This is a genomic window from Desemzia sp. FAM 23989, from assembly GCF_045528345.1.
Lineage (GTDB): Bacteria > Bacillota > Bacilli > Lactobacillales > Carnobacteriaceae > Desemzia.
Genome location: NZ_JBGQQT010000002.1, coordinates 18,726 through 41,687, shown reverse-complemented (window position 1 = coordinate 41,687; position 22,962 = coordinate 18,726). Strand labels below are relative to the sequence as shown.

At 37.3% G+C, this 22,962-nt stretch carries 21 protein-coding genes and 1 pseudogene; 8 read left to right on the top strand and 14 right to left on the bottom strand.

What is annotated here, in order from left to right; all coding sequences use genetic code 11:
* Nucleotides 1–141: 141 nt before the first annotated feature.
* The 4 genes and pseudogenes from ACEN36_RS01760 to ACEN36_RS01745 form a co-directional block, all read right to left on the bottom strand.
* Nucleotides 142–1,566 carry an MATE family efflux transporter gene (locus tag ACEN36_RS01760; RefSeq protein ID WP_407125800.1) on the bottom strand — a complete coding sequence of 475 codons (1,425 nt, stop codon included), beginning with the start codon at nucleotides 1,564–1,566 and terminating at the stop codon, nucleotides 142–144.
* A gap of 196 nt (nucleotides 1,567–1,762) precedes the next feature.
* Nucleotides 1,763–2,341, bottom strand: coding sequence for an SOS response-associated peptidase (locus ACEN36_RS01755; protein WP_407102537.1), 579 nt, complete (start codon nucleotides 2,339–2,341; stop codon nucleotides 1,763–1,765).
* A gap of 18 nt (nucleotides 2,342–2,359) precedes the next feature.
* The gene (locus ACEN36_RS01750) at nucleotides 2,360–4,144 is read right to left on the bottom strand and encodes a DUF4153 domain-containing protein (RefSeq protein WP_407095808.1); all 1,785 of its coding nucleotides are present in this window, start codon (nucleotides 4,142–4,144) and stop codon (nucleotides 2,360–2,362) included.
* Nucleotides 4,145–4,373: 229 nt separating this feature from the next.
* Nucleotides 4,374–4,652, bottom strand: a pseudogene (locus ACEN36_RS01745) (YrhK family protein); the annotation flags it as partial.
* Between the two features lie 174 nt (nucleotides 4,653–4,826).
* Here ACEN36_RS01745 and ACEN36_RS01740 point away from each other — a divergent pair.
* The 3 genes from ACEN36_RS01740 (at nucleotide 4,827) to ACEN36_RS01730 (ending at nucleotide 7,101) form a co-directional block, all read left to right on the top strand.
* A complete protein-coding gene (locus ACEN36_RS01740) occupies nucleotides 4,827–5,699 on the top strand; it encodes an SDR family oxidoreductase (RefSeq protein ID WP_407095807.1) in 873 nt (290 codons plus the stop codon).
* Between the two features lie 69 nt (nucleotides 5,700–5,768).
* Entirely contained in the window at nucleotides 5,769–6,089 is a 321-nt protein-coding gene (locus tag ACEN36_RS01735; RefSeq protein WP_407095806.1) for a putative heavy metal-binding protein, read from the top strand.
* A gap of 130 nt (nucleotides 6,090–6,219) precedes the next feature.
* Nucleotides 6,220–7,101, top strand: coding sequence for an SDR family oxidoreductase (locus ACEN36_RS01730; protein WP_407095805.1), 882 nt, complete (start codon nucleotides 6,220–6,222; stop codon nucleotides 7,099–7,101).
* A gap of 131 nt (nucleotides 7,102–7,232) precedes the next feature.
* Here the strand turns inward: ACEN36_RS01730 and ACEN36_RS01725 are convergent, their stop codons facing one another.
* The 6 genes from ACEN36_RS01725 to ACEN36_RS01700 all read right to left on the bottom strand — a co-directional run bounded on the left by ACEN36_RS01725 (nucleotide 7,233) and on the right by ACEN36_RS01700 (nucleotide 11,879).
* Nucleotides 7,233–7,892 carry an amino acid ABC transporter permease gene (locus ACEN36_RS01725; RefSeq protein ID WP_407095804.1) on the bottom strand — a complete coding sequence of 220 codons (660 nt, stop codon included), beginning with the start codon at nucleotides 7,890–7,892 and terminating at the stop codon, nucleotides 7,233–7,235.
* Nucleotides 7,889–8,599 carry an amino acid ABC transporter permease gene (locus ACEN36_RS01720; protein WP_407095803.1) on the bottom strand — a complete coding sequence of 237 codons (711 nt, stop codon included), beginning with the start codon at nucleotides 8,597–8,599 and terminating at the stop codon, nucleotides 7,889–7,891. Before ACEN36_RS01720 ends, ACEN36_RS01725 begins: the two co-directional genes overlap by 4 nt.
* On the bottom strand, nucleotides 8,599–9,417 hold the full coding sequence (locus tag ACEN36_RS01715) for a transporter substrate-binding domain-containing protein (RefSeq protein WP_407095802.1): 819 nt from the start codon (nucleotides 9,415–9,417) through the stop codon (nucleotides 8,599–8,601). The genes ACEN36_RS01720 and ACEN36_RS01715 overlap by 1 nt, the downstream gene beginning before the upstream one ends.
* 30 nt (nucleotides 9,418–9,447) lie before the next feature.
* On the bottom strand, nucleotides 9,448–10,170 hold the full coding sequence (locus ACEN36_RS01710; protein WP_407095801.1) for an amino acid ABC transporter ATP-binding protein: 723 nt from the start codon (nucleotides 10,168–10,170) through the stop codon (nucleotides 9,448–9,450).
* A 481-nt stretch (nucleotides 10,171–10,651) separates the two neighbouring features.
* Entirely contained in the window at nucleotides 10,652–10,864 is a 213-nt protein-coding gene (locus ACEN36_RS01705; protein WP_407095800.1) for a hypothetical protein, read from the bottom strand.
* 133 nt (nucleotides 10,865–10,997) lie between these two features.
* Entirely contained in the window at nucleotides 10,998–11,879 is an 882-nt protein-coding gene (locus ACEN36_RS01700; protein ID WP_407095799.1) for a helix-turn-helix domain-containing protein, read from the bottom strand.
* 431 nt (nucleotides 11,880–12,310) lie between these two features.
* On the opposite strand from ACEN36_RS01700, the gene ACEN36_RS01695 reads away from it, so the two are divergent.
* The 3 genes from ACEN36_RS01695 to ACEN36_RS01685 all read left to right on the top strand — a co-directional run bounded on the left by ACEN36_RS01695 (nucleotide 12,311) and on the right by ACEN36_RS01685 (nucleotide 14,558).
* Nucleotides 12,311–12,577: a hypothetical protein gene (locus tag ACEN36_RS01695; RefSeq protein ID WP_407095798.1), complete on the top strand. Its 267-nt coding sequence runs from the start codon at nucleotides 12,311–12,313 to the stop codon at nucleotides 12,575–12,577.
* Nucleotides 12,578–12,882: 305 nt separating this feature from the next.
* Nucleotides 12,883–13,587 carry a hemolysin III family protein gene (locus tag ACEN36_RS01690; RefSeq protein WP_407095797.1) on the top strand — a complete coding sequence of 235 codons (705 nt, stop codon included), beginning with the start codon at nucleotides 12,883–12,885 and terminating at the stop codon, nucleotides 13,585–13,587.
* A gap of 269 nt (nucleotides 13,588–13,856) precedes the next feature.
* Nucleotides 13,857–14,558: a zinc metallopeptidase gene (locus ACEN36_RS01685; RefSeq protein ID WP_407095796.1), complete on the top strand. Its 702-nt coding sequence runs from the start codon at nucleotides 13,857–13,859 to the stop codon at nucleotides 14,556–14,558.
* 407 nt (nucleotides 14,559–14,965) lie between these two features.
* Here ACEN36_RS01685 and ACEN36_RS01680 read toward each other — a convergent pair whose 3' ends face one another.
* Together ACEN36_RS01680 and ACEN36_RS01675 are read right to left on the bottom strand one after the other, a co-directional pair.
* On the bottom strand, nucleotides 14,966–16,573 hold the full coding sequence (locus ACEN36_RS01680) for an ABC transporter permease (protein WP_407095795.1): 1,608 nt from the start codon (nucleotides 16,571–16,573) through the stop codon (nucleotides 14,966–14,968).
* On the bottom strand, nucleotides 16,573–17,493 hold the full coding sequence (locus ACEN36_RS01675) for an ATP-binding cassette domain-containing protein (RefSeq protein ID WP_407095794.1): 921 nt from the start codon (nucleotides 17,491–17,493) through the stop codon (nucleotides 16,573–16,575). Before ACEN36_RS01675 ends, ACEN36_RS01680 begins: the two co-directional genes overlap by 1 nt.
* Before the next feature lie 255 nt (nucleotides 17,494–17,748).
* Between ACEN36_RS01675 and ACEN36_RS01670 the strand changes: the two genes are divergently transcribed.
* Both ACEN36_RS01670 and ACEN36_RS01665 read left to right on the top strand, forming a co-directional pair.
* The gene (locus ACEN36_RS01670) at nucleotides 17,749–19,734 is read left to right on the top strand and encodes a S9 family peptidase (RefSeq protein WP_407125799.1); all 1,986 of its coding nucleotides are present in this window, start codon (nucleotides 17,749–17,751) and stop codon (nucleotides 19,732–19,734) included.
* A 248-nt stretch (nucleotides 19,735–19,982) separates the two neighbouring features.
* Nucleotides 19,983–20,810, top strand: a complete 828-nt coding sequence (locus ACEN36_RS01665; RefSeq protein WP_407095792.1) for an aldo/keto reductase — start codon at nucleotides 19,983–19,985, stop codon at nucleotides 20,808–20,810.
* Between the two features lie 124 nt (nucleotides 20,811–20,934).
* On the opposite strand, the gene ACEN36_RS01660 is transcribed toward ACEN36_RS01665, so the two are convergent.
* Nucleotides 20,935–21,474 (bottom strand): dihydrofolate reductase family protein, encoded by a 540-nt coding sequence (locus tag ACEN36_RS01660; protein ID WP_407095791.1) that lies wholly within the window; start codon nucleotides 21,472–21,474, stop codon nucleotides 20,935–20,937.
* A gap of 72 nt (nucleotides 21,475–21,546) precedes the next feature.
* Complete coding sequence (gene glmM / locus ACEN36_RS01655; protein WP_407095790.1) at nucleotides 21,547–22,902, bottom strand: phosphoglucosamine mutase; 1,356 nt, start codon at nucleotides 22,900–22,902, stop codon at nucleotides 21,547–21,549.
* Between the last annotated feature and the right edge of the window lie 60 nt (nucleotides 22,903–22,962).

The following is a 22,962-nucleotide window of genomic DNA, read 5'->3' as shown; positions in this document are numbered from 1 at the left end:
TATATCGTTTAATAAAGTATACTGATTTGTCGCATAATTTGCTATGAATAAGGTTTTTCTGATCAAAGTAATTTGCTTTTTTGCGAAAGTTTATCCATGCGGCTCCATGTTCTGCTCTTAAACGAATTATACGTGACACTTTTAATGAATCACTATATGTTTCCATTTTCCCGATTTAAAGCGCAGACCTACTAAGACCCATCTTAGGAATTGGTCTAAGACGATACCCATCCAGGCTCCTAACAGACCAAGATCTAGAATAAATACAAAAAAGTACGCGGATAGTACACGAACGATCAATACTCCAACAAAGGTAGAGATTAATGGGAACATGGTATCTCCTGCACCTCGTAAAGAACCGGCAACGATCAATTGATGTGTTTGGAACGGCTGAACAACAGCAATGATTTTTAAGGCCAGTGAAGCATTTTCGATAATCGCTGAGTCATTGGAATAAAATCCAACAAAGACTTCCGAACCGATAAATAAAGCTGTTCCTACTACCAAACCCGTAATGGCCCCCATGGCACTCGTTTTCTTAGCGTATTCCGCAGCCAGATCGGTATCCTTTTTGCCTAAAGAACGTCCAACCAATGAAGATGAAGATATACCAAAGGCTTGCCCTGTAGTAAATGACAGACTTAATATATTCATTCCAATTTGATGTGCAGCAAAAATAACAGTCCCAAGACTGGAGACGATTTGAATGAACAGAATAACTCCCGCACGCAAAATCAACTGTTCAATGGCGGAAGGCATCCCGATACGAACTAAATTTTTCAAAGTCCGTTTATCAAATGTAAATTTGCGTTTGAATGAAAAGGGGAGTTCACTGTTCCCTTTCATCAGGAAACGTACCAGTAATGTACTGGCAATCAGATTCGCTGCAGCTGTTGAAGTTGCAGCTCCAACGACTCCTAAAGCGGGTATACCTAGTAGACCATAAATCAATATAGCGTTCCCGATAACATTTAAAAAGTTTACCAAGATATTGATGCGCATTGGAATTTGCGTTTGGCCAATCCCACGAAGGGCTCCTGTAATACTAATGTTAAACGATTGGAATAAGTAGCTGATACAAATGACTCTAAAATAACTTGCTCCAATAGCAACGGCATGAGGTTCTCCACCCATGAACGTCAAAATAGTTTCCGCATTCAACAACCCGAATACAGAAATAGGGATCGAGAAAAACAGACCGAACAACATAACGTGTTTCAAAACATTTTCCATTCGCTTCTTTTCGCCTGCTCCATAATAACGAGCTATCATGGCTGTACCACCGACATTCAACGCTTGTACTACAGACAGCGCTAAAAATAAAGGCTGATTAGTCAAACCCACAGATGAAACAGCCGCAGCCGCATAGTTGTTATCTGGAATATTTCCCAGCATCATCATATCGATCATACCAAATATAGAACTTAACACTAATTCCATTAAGACAGGCCAAGCAATATTCAGGATGTCCAACTTTAATGGATCCTTGATCATGCTTTTAAAAACGGTTTGAGCTTTTCCTTTTGATTTCCGGATAATTGGATTCCGGATTTCTGTTTTTTTCACGTTTGCTTCTCTCCTTATAAATTTTCGCTTCGTGCTTACTTGCCAGCTTAAAACTATCTATTGTCAAGCAGCGCAAGATCATAACTTCAACGATACACTTTTGCCTTCAGTAATTCAAGTTGTACTAATAGAATATTCAGAACTTTCAGCCAAATAAAAAAAGCTGGAGAAAACCCAGCTTTTTTTTCATTCTGCTTCACACAATACTCAACTCTTTTTCAAAAGGTCGCAACAATTGATGAACTGTTTTAGGATCTTGGTTTAAGTCCAGATAATCTGCTTCATTTTCAGGTAATAAGATAACAGGCATTCGATCATGGATTTTTTTCATTGCTTCATTGGCTTCGGTCGTAATAATAGAATACATCCATGCTTCTTTCCCGTTTTTGTCTATAAAAAGATCACATATAGCCGCTATGGAAAAAATCGATTGGTCTTTGACAGAAATTTTGCGTTTTTCTTTATGATTGCCAATCTTTTCCCATTCAAAAAAGGACGTAGCAGGTACCAAGCAACGATTGGTTCTAAACGCTTTACTAAATGTCGGCTTCTCTAAAATAGACTCTCCTCTTGCATTAATCAGCGGACCTTTTGCAAAACTCGGAGAAAATCCCCAAGTCAGTAAAGCTGATTTTTTGTCTGGAAGAATAATGGGTGAAATAGTTGTCGGGTAAATTTCTTCTTTAGCACCGTAATTAAAATCTGCTTCTTTCAATCGATACCGTGCTATCAGTTCTTTCTGACTAGCTTCAAATGAGTATCTTCCACACACCACAATCTACTCCTCACTCTTTTATTTGACATGAATCAAAGCAAATAGTTCCATATAAAATTCTCCATTGTTATTGAAATCCAATTGGGTCACTAATATGTCCATCAAAGCTCCCTCATTTTCGCTTTCAATCAGTGCCTGATCTAAGGTCAACTCTTGTGAAACTGCATCAGGAGATTGATTCAATTCATTGGTCATTTCTGTTACATTCGTACTGATCAATGTATTTCCTTCCTCATCCTTCAAAGAGAGCAGCACACTATTTTCTTCTTCAGTTACCTCTAATTGATACGCAACTTCCTCTATCTCAATAGTTTGAACAGTTTCTGCATTCGTACCTTGTGACAGGGTATCTACTTGTATTTTTGACATGGTTTGATAATTGGAAACATCTAACACCGTACCATTTCCCCATTCAAAATAATGGTAGCTGAATACTTCAGTTGCTGCTCCATATTGGTTGAAACCAAATGTTTCTTCAAAATCTACCGAGGATTGAAAATCTTTCGGCAGAAATCCAACTTCATCAATATAGCCGTTACTCTCTAAGTCATTGACGGTTTCTACAATTTTCCGCTGCTCATTCTCCGGTACATCTGCATTAGGGACAATGGTATTTTCCGCAAGCATGTTGTTATCATTCAACACAGATCTTAGAAAAGCCATTTGCCCATTTTTGCTGACCGTAAAAGCGTCTACTGGGGGAACAATCGAGATGACAGAAAAAACAATCAGTACAATCGCTACTAGCCCATTTTTTTGTTTTGGCCAAATACTGAAAATAACACTGGCGATGATCGCAAAAACTCCAAATAGAATAACGTAGTAACGGCCAATGGTCAGCCCTTTTTCATTGATTTGTATAATAGAAGCTACTGTTTGGAGCAGAACGATAAAGAAGAGGACTTTTGGAAATACCAGCCTGAAACTAGTCACCATTTTGTTTTCCAACCTTCCAATCAGCAGCATCACTAATATCACCACTATGGCATAACTGACCAGCATGGGTTCCAGTAAATTATCTACCCAAAAATCTCTTCCTATATTCAGAACAATATACAGTGCTAGTATAATGGTAAAAACCATAGTGATTGGAATAATGATATAAGACAGCAATACTTCCATTATTTTTGGAACACTGATGGCTGTTTCAACTTCTGGAGACAATTCTTCTTTCACAGCATCCTGCTCAATTGTCGCTGTATAATGCGGGATATCCGATAAGAAGAAAATCGGTGCAAATAATGACGCCACTACATTTGCAGCATGGGCAAACACGCGATAGTCCACTGTAAACAGTAAAACATTGATGGCCGATAAAATAGACATGATCCCTATTGTCAAAACGACAGAAAATAAAATAGTTGTAAACAAGGCTTTGAAAGTAGCGGTAAAAGAATCACTGAATGACAACCGATTGCGAATACTTGGAATCCATATAAACGCAATGAGCAGCGCAAACGATAAGACCGTTGTCCGGATCACTACTTCAAGTGAAAAAACATCTGTTTCAACATTCAGAGTAAAATAGTAAATAATAGCTAACAAAAGCGCAGGTGAAAGAATCATCCAACGCAGTTTTTCTCTGTGAGAGAAAAATCGTTCAAAAACCATTTGTGCTACTGCTGCAGCTAAAGCTCCTACAAAACTGGCGATCACCAGCTCATAATAATCAAACTCTTCCGACTGTATATTAAGAGATAAAATACTCGTAGCAATGACTAAAAATACGACGGATAATGGAAAGCGACTGATTGCATCTGTTAAATTTTGTACCTGTCCTTTAAAAAATTTGGTCCATTTCATTTGTTCCGACCTTCTTTCCACGAAGAAATTTGTTATCTATAACGCTGATTTACGCATCATCGTGTTTCTCGTACTCTTCGTTCTTATCATCCCCATAATATTCTTCATTGTACTCTTGGTCTTCTTGTTTTTTCTCTTCATCTTCTTGGTCTTCTCCTTCAGTCTCTTGCTTTTTTCTCTCCTCCTCCTCTTCTCTAGCTTTTAGTTCTTCTTCATCAATGTAATCCACATCTGTATAAATATAAATATTGTGAAGGATCTTCAGTACTGGGCGCATCATCAAAAAGATACCTCCTGCTAGATAAAGGTAAGTACCATACTGACTTGGAAATCCCATCATTGGAGCCAAGCTCCCGAAAATATACATAATTCCTACTAAAAAGTCATTGATTAAAGAGATGAGATTGTATCGATTTTGAAAATAAATCCTTAATCGTCCAGCTTTCAATTCAACATCTTCATCTTTTCCGGTATCCAATTTGTGTTCTTTTCTCTTTATTTTTGGCACGGTATATCCTCCTTAATGACGAATGTTTCCTATATTCAGTATACTTTTTTTACTTTCATAAACCAATTATGAAGTCCGTAAAAAGACTCTCTTGCAGAGTCTTTTGGTTTGAATTCTAATCATTTACCTGCTATTCTGGCATTGATTAAAACTGTGATAAGGATGGTGTTTTTAATGGCAGATGAAAAGAAACTTGATACTCAAGCTCCAAAGGAAAATTATTTACAGCCAGATAAGTCGGGAAATATGAGTCCAGAACCATTAATTGAAAATCCAGATTACAAAGCAGCCGGAAAACTGAAAGACAAAGTAGCGATCGTTACCGGAGCTGACAGCGGAATCGGTGCCGCAGTTGCTGTTGCATTTGCCCAAGAAGGTGCTAAGTTGGCTTTAGTGGACATTGAAGAACATGAAGATGCAGCTGAAGTAAAACAACGCGTGGAAGAGTTAAGCGGATCAGTTTTGTGGTTTACTGGTGATGTGGGCGACGACGATTTTGTCCAAGAAGTAGTAGATAAAACGGTTGCTGAATATGGTGGAATTGATATTTTAGTAAATAATGCTGCAGAACAACTGACAAAAGAGTCAATTACAGATATTTCGGTAGAACAACTGCATCGAACTTTCCGAACCAACATTTTCTCGATGTTTTATTTCGCAAAAGCTGTTCTGCCGCATTTTAATGAAGGTGGAATAGTGATCAATAGTACATCCGTCACAGCTTACAAAGGAAACCCTTCTCTACTCGATTATTCTTCTACTAAAGGAGCGATTGTTTCCTTTACGAGATCTTTGGCTCAAAATACCGAGTTTTTGGATAAACACATTCGGGTAAACGCTGTTGCCCCTGGTCCGATTTGGACGCCTTTGATTCCGGCCACTACAGGAACTACTGATAAAGAAGAATTTGGAGCATCTGTCCCTATGAAGAGAGCTGGGGAAGCTTTTGAACTGGCACCTACTTATGTTTACCTGGCCAGTTCGGACTCCAGTTATGTGACAGGCCAAGTCTTGCATGTAAACGGCGGCTCTGTCGTTAATGGATAATGTACAACTTTAGTTATGTAATGGTATACTATTAGTTGTATACCATTACATTTTTTTGGAGGGATTTAAATGATCATCACAACAACTGGTAATGTGGAAGGCAGAACGATTGCTTCATACGAAGGAATCGTTTTTGGCGAAGTTATCTCTGGAATCAATTTTTTAAAAGACTTGGGTGCAGGAATGCGCAACTTTTTCGGTGGACGTTCACAAGGATATGAAGACGAAATCCTGCAAGCACGTGAAAATGCTCTAGATGAAATGGCAAATCGTGCCACGGAAATGGGAGCGGATGCAGTTATCGGTGTAAAGATGGACTATGAAACATTAGGCGCCGACAACGGAATGATCATGGTAACATGCAGTGGAACAGCGGTTAAATTGAACTAATCTTTCCCAATTCATAGTAAAGCTCGATGCTCGATGCATTGGGCTTTTTTTGACGGCTTTAGATTTCTCTTTTTTCTTGATTCTGCGTATAATTAAAATAAGAAATCGGATTTCTTTTGGAGGGATGGAAATGAAAATTTTAGTTACGGGAGCAACCGGTATGCTGGGTGTTAAAGTAATGGAGGCTTTGCTGGAAAGAGCATCTGTAGAAGACTTAGTGATTTCTGCCAGAGATCCAGAAAAAGCTGCCGGCCTAAAAGAAGAAGGCGTGGATGTTCGACAAGCAGATTATGAAGATCCAGCTTCTTTGGAACGAGCTTTCTCAGGAATCGATAAATTGCTGCTGATTTCTTCTCAAGGAGATGATGAAACCCGAATTCGTCAACATTCTAACGCGATTTATGCTGCTGAGAAATGCGGAGTAGGATCGATCGTCTATACGAGTATTTCAAAACCACAAGAAAGCACTTTGCCAGTTGCTGAAGTTCACCGCCAGACAGAACAACTCATTCGAGACAGTGGTATTCCGTTTACCTTTTTACGAAACAATTGGTACATCGAAAATGAAATTGGAACCGTTAAAAATGTATTAGAAGGTGGTCCTGTTCTGACATCTGCTGAAGATGGCCGTGTTGGATGGGTACCACGCGTGGATTATGCAGAGGCTGCTGCAGCTGTATTATCCTCATCAGGACATGAAAATAAAATTTATGAACTTTCTGGAAAGCCTTCCAGTTATGCAGATATGGCTAGAGAATTAACCAATATATTGGGGCGTCGAGTGATTGTACGGAATGTAAATGACCGTACTTATCAAGAAGTTCTGATCGCTAATGGAACCCCCGATATCATGGCTGAATTTTCTGTAGAGATCCAACAATCGATTCGCCATGGCGATTTAGACGTTGAAAGTGAGGATCTGCAAAAACTTATGGGTCGTCCTGCAATTACTTTAAACCAATCTTTAACAGAAATCGTCAATCAATTTGATTATACGAATCCTGCGAAATAACCAAAAGCACTCTACTATACAACGGTAGAGTGCTTTTTAGGCAAACAGAATAAAAAATCGTTTCGTTCTTGTTTAATTTATCAACAACTGAACGTTAACTCATATAAGGTCTTCAACTTTTTGAACAACTGCTACACATTTTCAGAATTTCTATTGTGCCAATTCCTTACTAAAATAGAAAGCAAGAAACAGATCATAAAGTACACTAAAGCTAAAAAACCATAAATCAAAAAGACTTCAGAAGTTTTTGTGGCTTTTCCTAAAATAACTTGTCCGCTTCGAGTAAATTCCATTATTCCTAAACCAGCAAGGAAAGAAGTATCCTTAATGGTTGTTATCACTTGTGACAACAAAGAAGGAATAATTTTTTTGAACGTTTGAGGCAGAATAATATACATTAAGGATTGAAAAAAAGAAAACCCTTGAGAATGAGCGGCTTCAAATTGGCCTTCTGGTATCGAATTTAATCCTCCACGTACAATTTCAGCTACTACTGCAGCTGTATACAAAAATAAAGCTAGAGAACCTTTCACTAAAATTGTACTTCCCGGAATCAGAAATGCACAACCCAGCATCCATAAAAGCAACGGCGTATTGCGAAACAATTCAATATAAAAACCGGCTAATTTGCCAAAAAATTTCTTTTCGTAATTTCTAACCAACCCTAAAAGGGTCCCGAATAGGATGGAAAGGATCACGACTGCTAAAGAAATCAGTAAAGATGTTTTTAAGCCATTTAATAAAAATAAGACATTAGGTTGGGTAAAGACAGTTCTTATAGATTCGATCATTCCATCACCTCCGGAACATCCACCACTATGGCATCATTCTTTTTCAGCTTCTCTTCATATTTCCTTGAGAATGTGGCCAGCGGGAAACAAAGTAAGAAGTACAATAACCCGGCTAAGACATATGCCGGTCCGTAATTTAAGGAAGAAGCAGCATAAGAATCAGCCGCATACATCAAGTCTGCTCCAGCAATGATCGCTAACACGGATGTATTTTTAATGAGATTGACCGCTTGATTCGTTAATGGTGGCAAAATGCTTTTCACCATTTGCGGCAAGATAATGTAACGCATCGTTTGTGCGTAGTTAAATCCTTGAGAATAAGCTGCCTCATGTTGGCCCTTAGGCATCGATAAAATACCTGCACGAACTACTTCTCCTACATATGCCCCATGATACAGCCCAACACCTACTACCCCTATAGTAAATTCACTCAACACTATACCCGCCATGGCTAACCCGTTATACATGAAGAAAATTTGGATCACAAGCGGAATATTTTGAAAGATCTCCACATACACTCGAGCAATGGAACGCGGAACCCAGTTTTGGGCTGTGGATAAGATCCCAACGAACATACCTACGATCAACGATACTATTAATGCTAAGATGGCTACTTGAAGTGTCCTAAAAAAACCAGCTCCAAGATTATCGATATTTTGAAAAAGAGCCTCCCATCTCCAAAGAGCGAATGGATTTGTGCTGTTCATTATTCATTCAGTCCCCACTCTGAAACCAATCCATCAAGAGTACCATTTTCTCCCCATGTAGTGATTAACTCATTTGTGTGCTCTGCTAATTCTGTGTTTGTTTTCTTAGTAGCGATTCCATAGTCTTGAGTCGCAAAACGATCTGGCAAAACCTCCGTAGAATCATCCAAGTAACCAGCCAAAATAGATCTGTCCACACTGAACGCATCTACGCGGCCTGAGTCTAGTGCCGCTTTGATTTCCGGATAAGTGGCATATTCGGAAAAGTCCAATGTGATATCATATGGTTCAGCTTCTGCTTTGATGGCATCTGCTGTAGTAGAACTTTGAGATACACCGATAGTCGCTCCATCCATATCTTTCAAACCTTCGTAGTTCTTATCTTTTTTGACCAGCAAACCAACTGCATCTTCATAATAAGCATCTGTAAAGTTATAGGTTTCTTTCCGTTCTTCAGTCACCGTAAAAGTGGCGATGATCATGTCAACTTCTCCATTGTCCAACAATGGACCACGTGTCTTAGCCGTAACAGGTGTCAATTCAATAGCATCTGGATCACCAAGGATATCTTCCGCTATTTTCTTAGCAATATCGATTTCAAATCCTTCTGTCTCCCCAGTTTCCGTATTCTTCAAACCAAAATTCGGAACATCTTCTTTGACCCCTACTTTTAAAACGCCAGCTTCCTTGATCGATTCAATCGTTACTTGATCAGATCCATTTGCAGCTTCCGTTGCAGAACCTTCTTCTGACGAGCAGGCTCCTAAAAATAATAAACTAGATAACATTACTGTCGCAAATAAATTTCTTTTTTTCATCTCTTTTTCCCCCTAAATAAATCTCTATTTTTATCGTAAAATTTTGCTTAAAAATGCTTTCGTTCGTTCATGAGTCGGATTTTCAAAGAAATGCTCCGGCGATCCTACTTCAAGAATAGTCCCCTCGTCCATAAAGATAACACGATCTGCGACTTGTTTAGCAAATCCTATCTCGTGCGTCACCACGACCATCGTGATATTCATATTCGATAACTGGATCATGACATCTAATACTTCTTGTACCGTTTCAGGATCTAAAGCAGAAGTTGGTTCATCGAATAAAATAATCTTTTTTTCTGAGCAAAGTGCTCTGGCAATTGCGACTCTTTGTTGCTGTCCACCAGATAGTGTTGAAGGGTAAACCAGCGCTTTTTCTCTTAACCCTACGATATCTAGATACCGATAAGCTGTCTCTTCTGCTTCTTTTTTTGATTTTTTTTGCAATTTTATCGGACCAATTGTCAGATTTTCTAACACTGTCATATGCGGATAGAGGTTGAACTGTTGAAAAACCATTGCCGATGAATTCCGCACAACTTCTAGTTTATTTCTTGCATTTACTTGGTATCCTTCAATAAAAACTTCTCCTGATGTGGGTTCTTCAAGAAAATTCATGCATCTGACAGTTGTACTTTTACCAGACCCAGAAGGTCCTATAATGACGATTTTTTCTCCTTCTGCCACCTCTAAATTAATGTCTTTTAATACATGGTGGTCACCAAAATATTTGTTTACATTCTGTAACTGAATCAATTCTGCTCATCTCCTTTTGAAAAAACTTTTAGTCCATAGTTTTTGTACGGTTTAAAGTTTTTTTACTTAAAACCAAATTATAGATACAGGTTTATTAGAAATCAATTAGAACATAACATCTAATGTTATGTTTTCTAACATCATTTTAGTCTTATTTTAATTTAAAACCTTCAAAACCCTTTTATGTAGCTGTTTTAAAAATGAGTTTAACCTAATTATTTTATCATCTTTTCATTAAAAAAAGATGTTGCACCGTTTTAAATAGGCGACAACATCTTTCTTATTTTAACCCCCATGCTTTATTTCTCTACCCATTAGCGGAAATATTTTTTCTTCCTAAATGATTCATCCTTGTTAAAAAAGGTTGAAACAAAGCCGAAATAAAAAGCAGAAGAATAAATTATCTTTTCTTCTGCTTTTTCGCGTCCTATAAGCCAACTCTAAATACAGCTGTACTAGTCTTCACTAGGCTCTTTTTAAGTCATTTATTTTTTCGTTTGTTTTTTAAATATTGACGATATCCCCAAACCAGCACAATAACTGCACTGATCTGCCATAAATCCAACACCATAAACAATACAAATAAACCAATCATTACAAAGATCTCGATTGTTGCCGGCCCACCTTCGTTAAAATACACTAGTGCGGCAATAGCCACGAGTAAAATACCTACAAATATCCACATCCACAACATGATACGTTCTCCTTAATTATTCTCTTTTCAAAATAAAAATCCTTATTCTTGATTCACTCACATGATACCATATTATTTAAAGCACTACTAAACCGAATTTTGTCATATAGTGGAATTTAAGTGTTGTTTATTTTTAAATAGGTGTTTCTTTGATTTGAAGGATCAGCATACTTTCTAAATATTCTTCGTAGCTAATAGCTAAATCCTCTGAACCAATCGTATACATTGTCGTGATGGCTTTTCGAGAGAGCTCTTCTCCAGCTTCTATGTTGCCTTTTTTAATTTCATAAATTCCTTTAAAGAAAACCAGAAGAGTACGTTCATAAAATAAATTTTCAGCCATGTGCATATTCTCCAACGTTAAAATAAAATACAAAGCATCATTAAGCAGGTTTGATTCTAAACAGACAATCGTTGTATTGATCAGAATCCCTAATGTCTGCACGAAATTTTTATTCACTAATTTATACATAGAGGTCTTTTTAACCACTTCTTTAGAAAGCGCAATAACGGTTTCAGGCGGGAAAACAGTCAAAGCATTGGCATAAATCACCAATTCATAATTTCCCCACAATTCTACATTGAATAAGTAATTCGCTAAGTACTCCCTTTTTTTCTTGTCGATTTCTTTTCTTTGTAAATTCAACATTTTTGCTTCTGCCATAATGGAATTGCACAGATAGGCATCTAAACCGTACTCTTCCCATTTTTGATACTCTTTATTGGTGATCATTTTTAATTTTGATGTATTGTTGCGTTGATAGGCTGACGCAATTTCAGACATTAAACTATCCAATTCATTGGGTTTATACTCATTGGCAGAAAAAATAAATTCATCTAGAGAAATGTTCATTCGTTCAATAACGTTAACAAAATGACTCAGCGAAATATTCGATTCGCCGCGTTCGAACTTGGATAAAAAAGAAGTCGATAAGATCCCATTAGAAACTTGTCGTAAGGAGTACCCTTTTTCTTCGCGCATTCGTCTTAGTACTTGGCCATAATTTTTTTCCATAGACTTGTTCCTCACTTTCCTTTATATGACACATATATACTTTTTTCATTTTTTTGTAGTACACTAAATTTATCTTAAGAAAGGCTAGGTGGTATTGATGAAAAAATTTATCAAAAAGAATTTCTTTAATATCTTAGGTGTTCTTGTTACCGTTGGCGCTCCTCCTGTTGTTTATGGAACATACGCATTACTTCCAGCCCTATTCTAGTCAGTCGAATAAATAAATGCAAAAGAGGAGTTTCTGTCATTTGTGAACCTACAACCCTCACGAATTGTATTCGAACCCTTTATCCTAATCTACTCCTCTTTTGTATTTTTTGTGATCCATTGGTTATTTCTTGTCTTATATGACAATATTTAAATCTTTAAAAACAGCTAAGTTCAAATGTGAAGAACAAAGTTGCCTTTATGTACTAAAGGAGTGAATGGTCATGGATACAGTAAAAAACAAAATAAATGTCCGGTATGCCTATGTCTTAATCAAATGCGATGCTGAAATTGAATTAGAGATCGATCAGGAAGACTTTATTTTAAACGCTGATGGAGAAGTAGATATTCCTTTAGAAAAAATTTTAAGAAAAAACGATTTAACGTTAAATGATTTATACCTTATGAATATTCAAAAATTGTTGTTCGTTCGGAAAAGTGATGGGCATTCTTGCATCCTAAGACAGATATGCCTTAATGTAAATTTATAAGGCTGTTACATTACTTAAAATATAGAAAGTAGAGCATTTCTTATGAATATACCCCCGGAAACGAAAATACTTTAGAACGGTGCTGACATTGTTCGATGAGTATTTTCGTTATTTTTGTTGCTCGCTTTACCATTGCTTTCGTTATCTTTAAAGTATCTTTAGTTTACTACGTATTCAAAGAAACAAAAAACAATATCCTGCTAAAATTTTTATCTAGTTTCGATAACTAGATAGTGACACATCTATAACCGTGTGTTAAAATGAATTTGTTGAACGAGTACAACTATTTTACTATAATTAAGTTCATGACAGGTTATCGTAGTTCTTGTACCGTTTTATTTTTCTTAAGGAGGTTATTTACTTTGGTCAAGACACCCACATTTACAAAAAAATACTTGATTCGCAATGAGGTTTTAAATGCGGTTACTCATGGAATCGGAGTCTTGTTGAGCATAGCTGGTCTGGTATTGTTACTTATGAAAGGTTCTCAAAGTGGTTCCACAATAGAACTTGCCTCTTACATTGTTTATGGATCAAGTCTCATTCTGTTGTATTTATGTTCTACCTTGTATCATAGTTTGAGTTTTACCCGTGTCAGAAGGTTATTCAAAATATTTGACCACAGCAGTATTTATGTGTTGATCGCAGGAACGTATACCCCTTATTACTTAGTAACCATCGGCGGAACTTTAGGATGGACAATGTTTAGTATCGTTTGGGTCATTGCTCTATCTGGTATCATTTTCAAGAGCGTGGCTGTGGAAAAATTCCCAAATGTTTCTACCCTAGTTTATATTGGAATGGGATTGCTCTGTGTCTTTACGTTTAAACCTTTATATGAAGGCCTGGGAACAAACGGTTTGTATTTATTGGTTGCTGGTGGAGCCGCTTATATCATTGGAACGATTTTTTACAGTTTACGAAATGTTAAGTACATGCATGTAGTATGGCACCTGTTTGTTTTATTAGGAACCGGGTTAATGTTTCTCTCCATTCTATTTTATGTTTAAACCGATACAATTTCTCTCTTTAACTCAGCAGCTTTATCTTCTGAGTTAAAGAGTTTTTTTAACATCTAGTTGTTTATCTTATCGGCCTTTTTTTAAAAAAATTTAATATTTCAAATTGACGTTACAAAAGTTTCACATATGACTGGTATACTGTCTATCAGTGAGTCTGTATTTAAGACTTTATTCTTTTTGTTAAATTTACTTTTATACTTTTCATGGTAAGATAAACATATAATAAGACAGAATGATTGGAATGAAAGGAGAATATTATGCCATTTTACTTTTTTTGGGACCCAACGATGATTTTTATTCTCATTGGATTAGTGATTTCCGGTATTGCAAGCAGTTATGTGCGCAGCACGTACAATAAATATTCAGATATAGGAAATTCCAGAGGACTTACTGCATGGGAAGTTTCTCGAAATATTTTAGATAATGCAGGTTTACAAGACGTGGCCTTAGATCGTGTTCAAGGCGACTTGACCGACCATTACGATTCTCAAAACAATATTTTGCGTTTATCAGATGCTACTTACAACTCAACTTCTGTAGCAGCGATCGGTGTAGCCGCTCATGAGACTGGTCATGCTATTCAAGACCAGGTAAGTTATTTTCCACTTAAATTAAGAAGTACTTTGGTTCCTGTAGCCAACTTTGGTCAAGGAATCTCATTCCCATTGATTCTAGCAGGAGTTATCTTCGGCGGAAATCAATCACTGATCAATATTGGGATCCTATTTTTCTCGTTGACTTTAGTATTCCAATTGGTTACTTTACCCGTTGAATTTGATGCATCAAATCGCGCTATCGCCATATTAGACAGCCAACAAATTTTAACTCCTGAGGAATTAGACCAAGCCAGACATGTTCTACGTGCCGCAGCCTTAACATATGTTGCTGCTGCAGTCGCCTCTTTCTTGCAAGTTCTAAGACTCGTTCTCCTATTCGGAGGCGGCAGACGAAATGACTAGAGAGAAGAACGGAACAAAGCTTCTAGGAAGCAAAAAGCGAGAGACCACTTTGTAAGTGGCTTCTCGCTTTTTTATATCGTTTAAATCCAGTTAACATCCACATCGTCGATATTAACCAAAGAAAAAATATTGCTGTTCGTTATGAGTCTATTTTAAAAGTGTGCCTTTCCTGACAATGATGAGGTTCTATAGTTATACCAATCAAGAATTCATCCTAATTATAGATCAACTGCATTTCACCAAGTGATGCTTGTCTGGTGCATATCTCACTTAAAAAATACCAGTACTCTAAGGCATTCTCATCACAAACAAAAAGTTCACTTTCTATTAATTGAACACAGTTGATTGTTTATTCTAAGTTGGAGAATTGGTTGTCTTTCTCTCTCACTCCTATTTGAGCAAATGGATCATTGGTTTTGAATATCTCGTTTGTTATATCCTATAAGTCCAATTAGAGTTAATACAACTGCAATACCACTTAAACTACTTAAAGCTTTCCAATCCATCTCTTCAATTGGAATTTGAGGAACATGAGTAAAAGCTGAAAAATTAATCACCCAATCTGGAAAATCAACTAAATCGCCTATATAAATCACAATGAACGAAAATATAATATAGAACCAAGCCAAACTGCCTCCTTTTGGGAAAACACCGACCAACAGTGTAGCCAGTCCTATGACAAGCCAAATTGCTGGTACATAGACAAGTGTGGTTTTCATAATCATACTCAATTCAAGACCTTCTTCTAAAACTTGATTCGCCGTTAAATACAACCCTAGCCCTGTCATAACTTGCATCACAATTACAGAGACCAATGAAATCATATAGTAACTAGATAAGATTGTATTCCGCGATACTGCACGACTGTAATAATTTTCTACACGGCCCTGTTTTTCTTCTTTTTTTAGTTTCAAAATAATCGACATAACTGGTACTGCGGTAAAGACAGACATAATACTTATCAGTAACGCTATAAACTGTTCTGTTAAAGAAATCCCCGATTCTTCAGAAAAGTAAGCTTGAATAATATCCATATCTGAAAAATAGACTTCTAACTCTCCTAATATGGCACCGAAAGCTGCACTTAACAAAAACAAGACTACCGTCCAAGCAATTAAATTCGTTTTTTCTAAATGCCATGTTAAACCAATAGGTGTTTTTAAAAATCTAGATGCATGTACTTTACCTTTGCGATCAGGAAGCAATCCTGTATTGATATCTCTTTTTAGATTCAAGTAGAGAGCTGCTATTAGCAGTACTATTGTGCTAGACAACAAAGCTCCTATTGGCCACCAGTTGTTATTCACGAAAACTTCTGTACGAACAACCCAACCTAGTGGAGAAAGCAAAGCTAACCCTTCACTATTTACATCTCCAATTGCGCGAATAACGTATGCTGCAATTAAAACGCCTAATGACAAAGCGGTTGCTCCTTTAGAAGTTTCTGCTAATTGGGCACATAATGCTGTCAAAGCAGCAAAGAATAGACCAGTTACTCCTAATAAAGTACCATAGAGAAAAGAAGCTTCCCAGATCATTCCTGATGCAGAAACAAAGCCTAACCCAACAGCCGTTAAAAGAAAGAGAATCCCATCCACAATAGCAATCATTATTCCAGAAGCAGTTAAGTATGCTAAACGGCCAACTGGCAAAGCTCGAACCATTTCTAAGCGTCCTTCTTCTTCGTCATCTCGTGTACTAGAACTGACCAATAAAATATTCATGACACCAACAGCAATAACTGTAAATAATAACATCTCATTTGCAAAAACCGCCCCAATATTGTAATCCTCTATAGCATAATTAGGACCTAACATTGCATTCATTGCCGGATTCTCCATAGTTAAAGCAAATCCCATAATGTCTTCTTGAGTTACATAAACTGTAGGATACACATTCGCTACAGTTAATGTAATCCCTACCACCCCTATTAACCAAAGAAAAATTTTGAATTGATTCTGGCGCAGCAGCAATTTTGTTATCTTTCGGGTTTCTTTAAACAACTGCTTTCCCATTAATGAACACCTCCACCTTTAAGTTCTTGTGCGGAAGATTCCCCTTCATAATGACGCATAAATAAATCTTCTAGTGTTGGTGCAGTACTTTCTAACTTTAAGACACCAAAATTACTGATGTACTCTATTGTCTCTGCCATTTGTTCTGTATCTACTTGGAAATGCCAACCCGTTTCATTTTGATACACATCATGGATGCCTTTCAGTTCAGTTAACCCTGTCAATTCTTTTGCTGTTTCAACTGTAAATTTCGTACGTGTAAGATGACGTAATTCGGTTAAAGTGCCTTTTTCTATCATTTCACCTTCCCGAATAATAGCGACTCGGTCGCATAATGTTTCTACTTCAGATAAGATATGACTTGATAGTAAGACACTTTTTCCTTGCTCCTTAGCTTCTAAAACGTATTCTTGAAAGATGCGTTCCATTAATGGATCTAGTCCAGAAGTAGGTTCATCTAAAATATATAAATCTGCATCTGATGCAAAAGCAGAAATAAGAGCAATTTTTTGGCGATTTCCTTTTGAATAGGTGCGGCATTTTTTAGAGGGGTCCAAGTCAAAGTGTTGGATTAATCTATCTCGTTTAGTTGGATTAATTTCCCTCCCACGCATCTTCAAGAACAAATCAATTACTTGTCCTCCAGTCAAATTGGGCCATAAATTGGCATCTCCTGGCACATAGGCAATCCGTTTATGTATCTCGACTGAATCGCGCCAAGCATCTTTTCCAAAGATAGTTACTTGTCCTTCAGTAGGCTTCAATAGTCCTAATAACACACGGATAGTCGTAGATTTTCCAGCCCCGTTTGGTCCAATAAATCCGTAAATTTCGCCTTCGTTCATGATCAAGTCAATATTATTCAACGCTATAAATTTCCCAAACTTTTTGGTTAGTCCTTTAATTTCTACAATACTCATTTCAACTTTCCTCCCTTAATTTGTCCAACAAGTATCTTATATTTCAAAAAAATTCTAAAAAGACTCCAAGTTGTTTGACATTAATTTATCATTTTATTGTCGCATTAGCCAATAGGATAATTTAACTACTCATTAGATTTCCTCTTGAAATATAGAACTAGAAGAAGGATAATAATGATAATACACTAAGATAATCATTAGAATATATTGAGATTTTAATTCAATACTTCTTTTATTACATATAGGAGGATAAAGATGAAAAAAATCACTACGGAAAGTTTATTTGAGTTGAAAAATGTCTCTCAACCTGTCGTTTGGAAGGATACTATTTTTTATTTGGAGACACAAATCGATAAAAAAGAAAATCTATACCGAACTGGGATCAAAAGTTTAAATCATTTAACGAAACAACGACTAAACTGGGGAGATACTGGTTCAGTGAATGCGGCTATCAAAATTTCTCCGAATAACAAATGGTTGTCTTACTTATCTAACGGAACCACAGATAAAAAGATGCAACTTATGGTCATGCCTTTAGATGGTGGAAGCCCTATTCAATTGACGGAAGAAAAAGAAGGGGTTTCAACTTATTATTGGTCTAGTACTGGTTCAAGTATCTATTATCAAACTTCTGCTGAACTAGAATTAGAAGAGGAATTGAGCGGAGATAAAAAGGACAGCAAAAAGGAAGAATCGGATAAATTACCAGAGGCTACCATCATCACCAACTTGACCTATAAACTAGATGGTGCTGGATTATTGCCGGAAAATCAGCAATACCATGTCAAAAAGGTCGATATAGCTACTAAAAACAGCCATACTATTCTGACAAGAAAAGAAAGTTTCGCTTTGAATTATGTCGCTAAAGATGAAAGTTATCTGATTTATGCCGATGAATTAGATCCAGATGATGAATGGGATTATGGAGCAACCGTCTATTGGTACGATATAGCTACAAAAGAAAGTCATTCATTGACTACATCCATTCCTCAAGGCAGTTTTGGTTTCGGAGCGATGTCACCAAAAGAGGATTACCTGCTATTAGTCGGAAATGATTTTGAATATGCTTTTGTCACACAGAATAAATTATATGGATACGACCTTATTTCACATCAATTGACCTGTCTAACAGCCAAACAAGATATTGAGATTGGCGATGTACTAGTTGGTGATTTTCAACAACAAGCTGCTGGTATCGATCCTATTTGGCTGAACGAGGAAGAATACCTGTTTTCAACTACTGAACACGGTAAAATCAAGCTGTACAAAGGAAACCGGTCAGCAGAAACTTCGACTCTTTTTGACGAGCCGATGCATTTAACGGATGGAAGTTTGATTCCAAATAGCCAAACAATAGTAGTAACCTATTCTACCACCACTAAACCAAGCGGATTAGGATTCATTGATCTAGAAACAGGCAATCTCGAAGCTGTATACAACCCAAATGAATCCTTTGAAAAAGAACACACCATTGTGGAGCCTGAAATGTTTTGGTACAAAGGTGCTGATGATTGGGATATTCAAGGTTGGTACTTAGCTCCTTTAGAAAAAGCAGCTTCTCATCCAGCTGTTTTATACATTCACGGTGGACCTCAAGTGAGTTATGGTGAAACATTCTTCCATGAAATGCAAACACTGGCTGCTAAAGGATATGGAGTCATTATGTTAAATCCTCGTGGCGGAAATGGCTATGGACAGCAATTTGTGGCTTCTATTTTAGGCGATTATGGGAATAAAGATTTTGAAGACTTGATGCTGGGAACAGACGCTGTGCTGGATGTCCATCCAGAGATCAATCAAGAGGAAGTTTATGTAGCTGGAGGAAGTTACGGTGGTTTTATGACCAACTGGATCGTTGGACATACCGACCGTTTCAAAGCAGCCGTGACCCAACGCTCCATTTCTAACTGGATCAGCTTCTATGGAACCAGCGACATTGGGCCCTTCTTTGTCAAATTCCAATTGCAGCATGAATTAGATGATGTGGAAAAATTATGGGAAATGTCTCCTCTAGCTCATGCACATAAAGCTAAAACACCTATTTTAGTGATGCACAGTGACGAAGATCTGCGTTGTCCAAAAGAACAAGGCGAACAATTCTATGTCGCCATGAAACGTCAAGACGTCGATACTCAATTCATGACCTTCCCTAAATCCAGCCATGGGTTGTCACGCAATGGACTACCAAATTTAAGAATCCAACGATTGAAAGCTGTTCTAAACTGGTTCGAAACACACTAAGAATAAGAGAGTGGAACAAGGCGTTTAGCTCTCCGGACAAAATAGAAACGACGAAAGTTAGGTGTTCACTTTACCTAACTTTCGTCGTTTCTATTTTGGTAGTGAGAGTTGCCTTGTGCAACTCGTCTAAGAGAGTGGAACAAGGCGTTCTAGCTCAAATTTTATTTTCAATAAAAAAGCAGAAGTATATACTTTTTTTACTCAAAGAAGTATATACTTAACTTATTCTTTCTCAGGAGGTTAGTCATGTGAATATCAAAGAAACTGTAACACTAGCAAATGGGGTAGAAATGCCCAGATTAGGTTTAGGAGTGTGGCAAGTTGAGGATGGTCAAGAGGTTGTCCAATCTGTAAAAACGGCTTTAGACACAGGTTACATTATGATAGATACCGCTGCTGGGTATGGTAATGAAACAGGTGTAGGCCAAGCCATCAAAGAAGCGGGCGTAAAACGAGAGGACATTTTCGTTACTACTAAAGTAGCCAATTCAGATCAAGGATATGAAACTACATTAGAAGCTTTTGAAACCAGTTTGAATAAATTAGGTTTGGATTACATTGATTTGTATTTGATCCATTGGCCGGTAGCTGATTCATTTAATGATACTTGGAAAGCTATGGAAGAATTATACGAAAGCAAAAAGATACGCGCCATTGGTGTATGTAACTTCCACAAGCACCATTTTGAAAAATTAATGCGTACCGCTCGCATCAAGCCTATGGTGAACCAAATCGAATTGCATCCGCTATTAAACCAAGAATCTTTGCGCACATATTGCGCCGAAAATGATATTGTAGTGGAAGCTTATTCTCCACTAGGCAGCGGTAAAATCTTAGACAACCAGGACCTCAAAGAAATTGCAGATAAATACAACAAAACAGTAGCCCAAATCATTTTACGTTGGGATATGCAAATCGGCGTGGTAACGATACCTAAGTCCGTTCATCAAGAACGCATTCAACAAAATGCAGCTATTTTTGATTTCGAACTAACTGAAGAAGATATGCATAAAATCAATGCCTTAAACAAAAACGAGCGTACAGGATGGAATCCCGAACGTTTTGACAATAAATAACAAGCAACGGTTCTATAGTAAAAAAGCAGAAGACAGTTAAACTTGTCTTCTGCTTTTTGCCATAGATTTGTTCATCAGATTGATTAAAAAATGAAAGTCGCTTTCTTTAATCAGTGAGGTCCTTTTATTTTCTTGTTAAATTTAATTCAGCAAATTGGCCCATCTGGCGTGTTCTTTTTAACGTCCACTCTGAATGATAATTCCCATTGTTAAATAAAGATATTCCCTCACCTAACAGTACAGGTGCGATTGTAATAATTAATTCATCTACTAAATCCGCTTCTAAAAAATCACGGATGACTACTCCGCCGCCCATTAACCAAATATTTTTTCCTTTTTGGCTCTTCATGACTTCAATTAGGCGCTTTGGTTCTTCTTTTGTATAATGAACATTTTCAAACGACTCGTTGGCTGTGTAAGAATACACATACGTCATTTTATCTTTATATGGATTCTCGCCTTTCGTTTCTTTCATTACCCAGTCAAACGTTCTTCTGCCCATAATAACGGTGTCTACTGTCTGGTCAAACTCTGCTATTCCTTTGTTTGCTTCCTCTTGCCCTTCTATCTTAAAAAGCCAATCCAGGCTTTCTTCTTCAGTAGCGATATATCCGTCCAAACTGCAAGCAATATTCAATACTACTTTACGTTCTGATTGATTCATTCTACTACATCCTTTCCTATAACAGAAAGAGCAGAAACCCCATTACGCGGATTTCTGCTCTTTCTGTTTAGCTTAGTCTAAACCAATTTCTTCTCTAACAACCGCTGCGATACGATCAACATAGTTGTTTACTTTTTCTTCAGACGGTGCTTCAGCCATTACACGCAATAAGGGTTCTGTTCCGCTCGGACGAACCAATACGCGCCCATTGCCTGCCATTTCAGCTTCTACTTCTTCAATAGCTTTCTTGATAGCTGGAACTTCCATAGCGCCATTTTTATCGCTGACTCTTATATTTACCAGCTTTTGAGGATACTCTGTAACTTCTTCAGCCAATTCAGATAATTTTTTTCCGGTTTCTTTCATAACGTTCAATAATTGAACCGCAGAAAGTAAGCCATCACCCGTTGTATGGTAATCTAAGAATACCATATGTCCTGATTGTTCTCCACCTAAATTGTAGTCGTTTTTACGCATTTCTTCTACTACATAGCGGTCTCCAACCTTAGTTTTCAAGGCTTTCATTCCAGCAGATTCCACAGCTTTGTGGAATCCTAAATTACTCATGACTGTTGAAACAATTGTATCTTTTTTCAAATGACCTTTGTCTTTCATGTGTTTACCGCAAATATACATGATTTTATCGCCATCAACAATATTTCCTAATTCGTCTACAGCAATAATCCGGTCGCCATCGCCGTCAAATGCTAAGCCAGCATCTGCACCTTTTTCGACAACCATTTCAGCTAATTTTTGAGGGTGTGTGGACCCTACTCCGTCATTGATATTCAGTCCATTGGGAGAAATACCCATAACGTCAAATTCAGTTTCTAAATCAGCAAACAAACGATTGATCAATGGGCTTGTAGCGCCATTTGCTCCATCTAGACAAACTTGCAATCCATTCAAATCACCTGCAATGGTTTGTTGTAAGAATTGTGTGTACTTTTGAGAACCTTCTTTGTAATCTTCAACACTTCCCAGTCCTGCTGCGCTTGGACGTGGTAGTTCGTCTTCATCTTGGTCTAAAAATACTTCAATTTCATCTTCTTGATCATCTGATAATTTGAATCCATCTGAACCAAAGAATTTGATACCATTATCTGGAGCCGGATTATGAGACGCTGAGATCATTACTCCAGCTGCTGCTCCTTGTACTCTTGTTAAATAAGCTACTCCCGGCGTACTGATAACGCCTAGCTTAAGAACTTCGATTCCTACAGACATCAACCCAGAAATCAATGCATACTCCAATAATTGTCCGGACATGCGTGTATCTCTACCCACCAAAACACGAGGTTGTTCGTCTCCCTCTGTATGTTGTGATAGCACATAGCCACCGTATCTTCCAAGTTTAAATGCTAGTTCTGGTGTAAGTTCTGAGTTTGCAACCCCTCTTACTCCATCAGTTCCAAAATATTTTCCCATTTTTCAAAAGCTCCTTTTCAGTAATTGAATCGATTGCTTATTTTTGTATTGAATCATCAT

Coding starts and splice junctions, on each gene's coding strand:
- ACEN36_RS01750 (WP_407095808.1), bottom strand. CDS start 4,144: ATGAAATGGACCAAATTTTTTAAAGGACAGGTACAAAATTTAACAGAT.
- ACEN36_RS01740 (WP_407095807.1), top strand. CDS start 4,827: ATGGCAGATGAAAAGAAACTTGATACTCAAGCTCCAAAGGAAAATTAT.
- ACEN36_RS01735 (WP_407095806.1), top strand. CDS start 5,769: ATGATCATCACAACAACTGGTAATGTGGAAGGCAGAACGATTGCTTCA.
- ACEN36_RS01730 (WP_407095805.1), top strand. CDS start 6,220: ATGAAAATTTTAGTTACGGGAGCAACCGGTATGCTGGGTGTTAAAGTA.
- ACEN36_RS01725 (WP_407095804.1), bottom strand. CDS start 7,892: ATGATCGAATCTATAAGAACTGTCTTTACCCAACCTAATGTCTTATTT.
- ACEN36_RS01720 (WP_407095803.1), bottom strand. CDS start 8,599: ATGAACAGCACAAATCCATTCGCTCTTTGGAGATGGGAGGCTCTTTTT.
- ACEN36_RS01715 (WP_407095802.1), bottom strand. CDS start 9,417: ATGAAAAAAAGAAATTTATTTGCGACAGTAATGTTATCTAGTTTATTA.
- ACEN36_RS01705 (WP_407095800.1), bottom strand. CDS start 10,864: ATGTTGTGGATGTGGATATTTGTAGGTATTTTACTCGTGGCTATTGCC.
- ACEN36_RS01700 (WP_407095799.1), bottom strand. CDS start 11,879: ATGGAAAAAAATTATGGCCAAGTACTAAGACGAATGCGCGAAGAAAAA.
- ACEN36_RS01695 (WP_407095798.1), top strand. CDS start 12,311: ATGGATACAGTAAAAAACAAAATAAATGTCCGGTATGCCTATGTCTTA.
- ACEN36_RS01690 (WP_407095797.1), top strand. CDS start 12,883: ATGACAGGTTATCGTAGTTCTTGTACCGTTTTATTTTTCTTAAGGAGG.
- ACEN36_RS01685 (WP_407095796.1), top strand. CDS start 13,857: ATGCCATTTTACTTTTTTTGGGACCCAACGATGATTTTTATTCTCATT.
- ACEN36_RS01680 (WP_407095795.1), bottom strand. CDS start 16,573: ATGGGAAAGCAGTTGTTTAAAGAAACCCGAAAGATAACAAAATTGCTG.
- ACEN36_RS01675 (WP_407095794.1), bottom strand. CDS start 17,493: ATGAGTATTGTAGAAATTAAAGGACTAACCAAAAAGTTTGGGAAATTT.
- ACEN36_RS01670 (WP_407125799.1), top strand. CDS start 17,749: ATGAAAAAAATCACTACGGAAAGTTTATTTGAGTTGAAAAATGTCTCT.
- ACEN36_RS01660 (WP_407095791.1), bottom strand. CDS start 21,474: ATGAATCAATCAGAACGTAAAGTAGTATTGAATATTGCTTGCAGTTTG.
- glmM (WP_407095790.1), bottom strand. CDS start 22,902: ATGGGAAAATATTTTGGAACTGATGGAGTAAGAGGGGTTGCAAACTCA.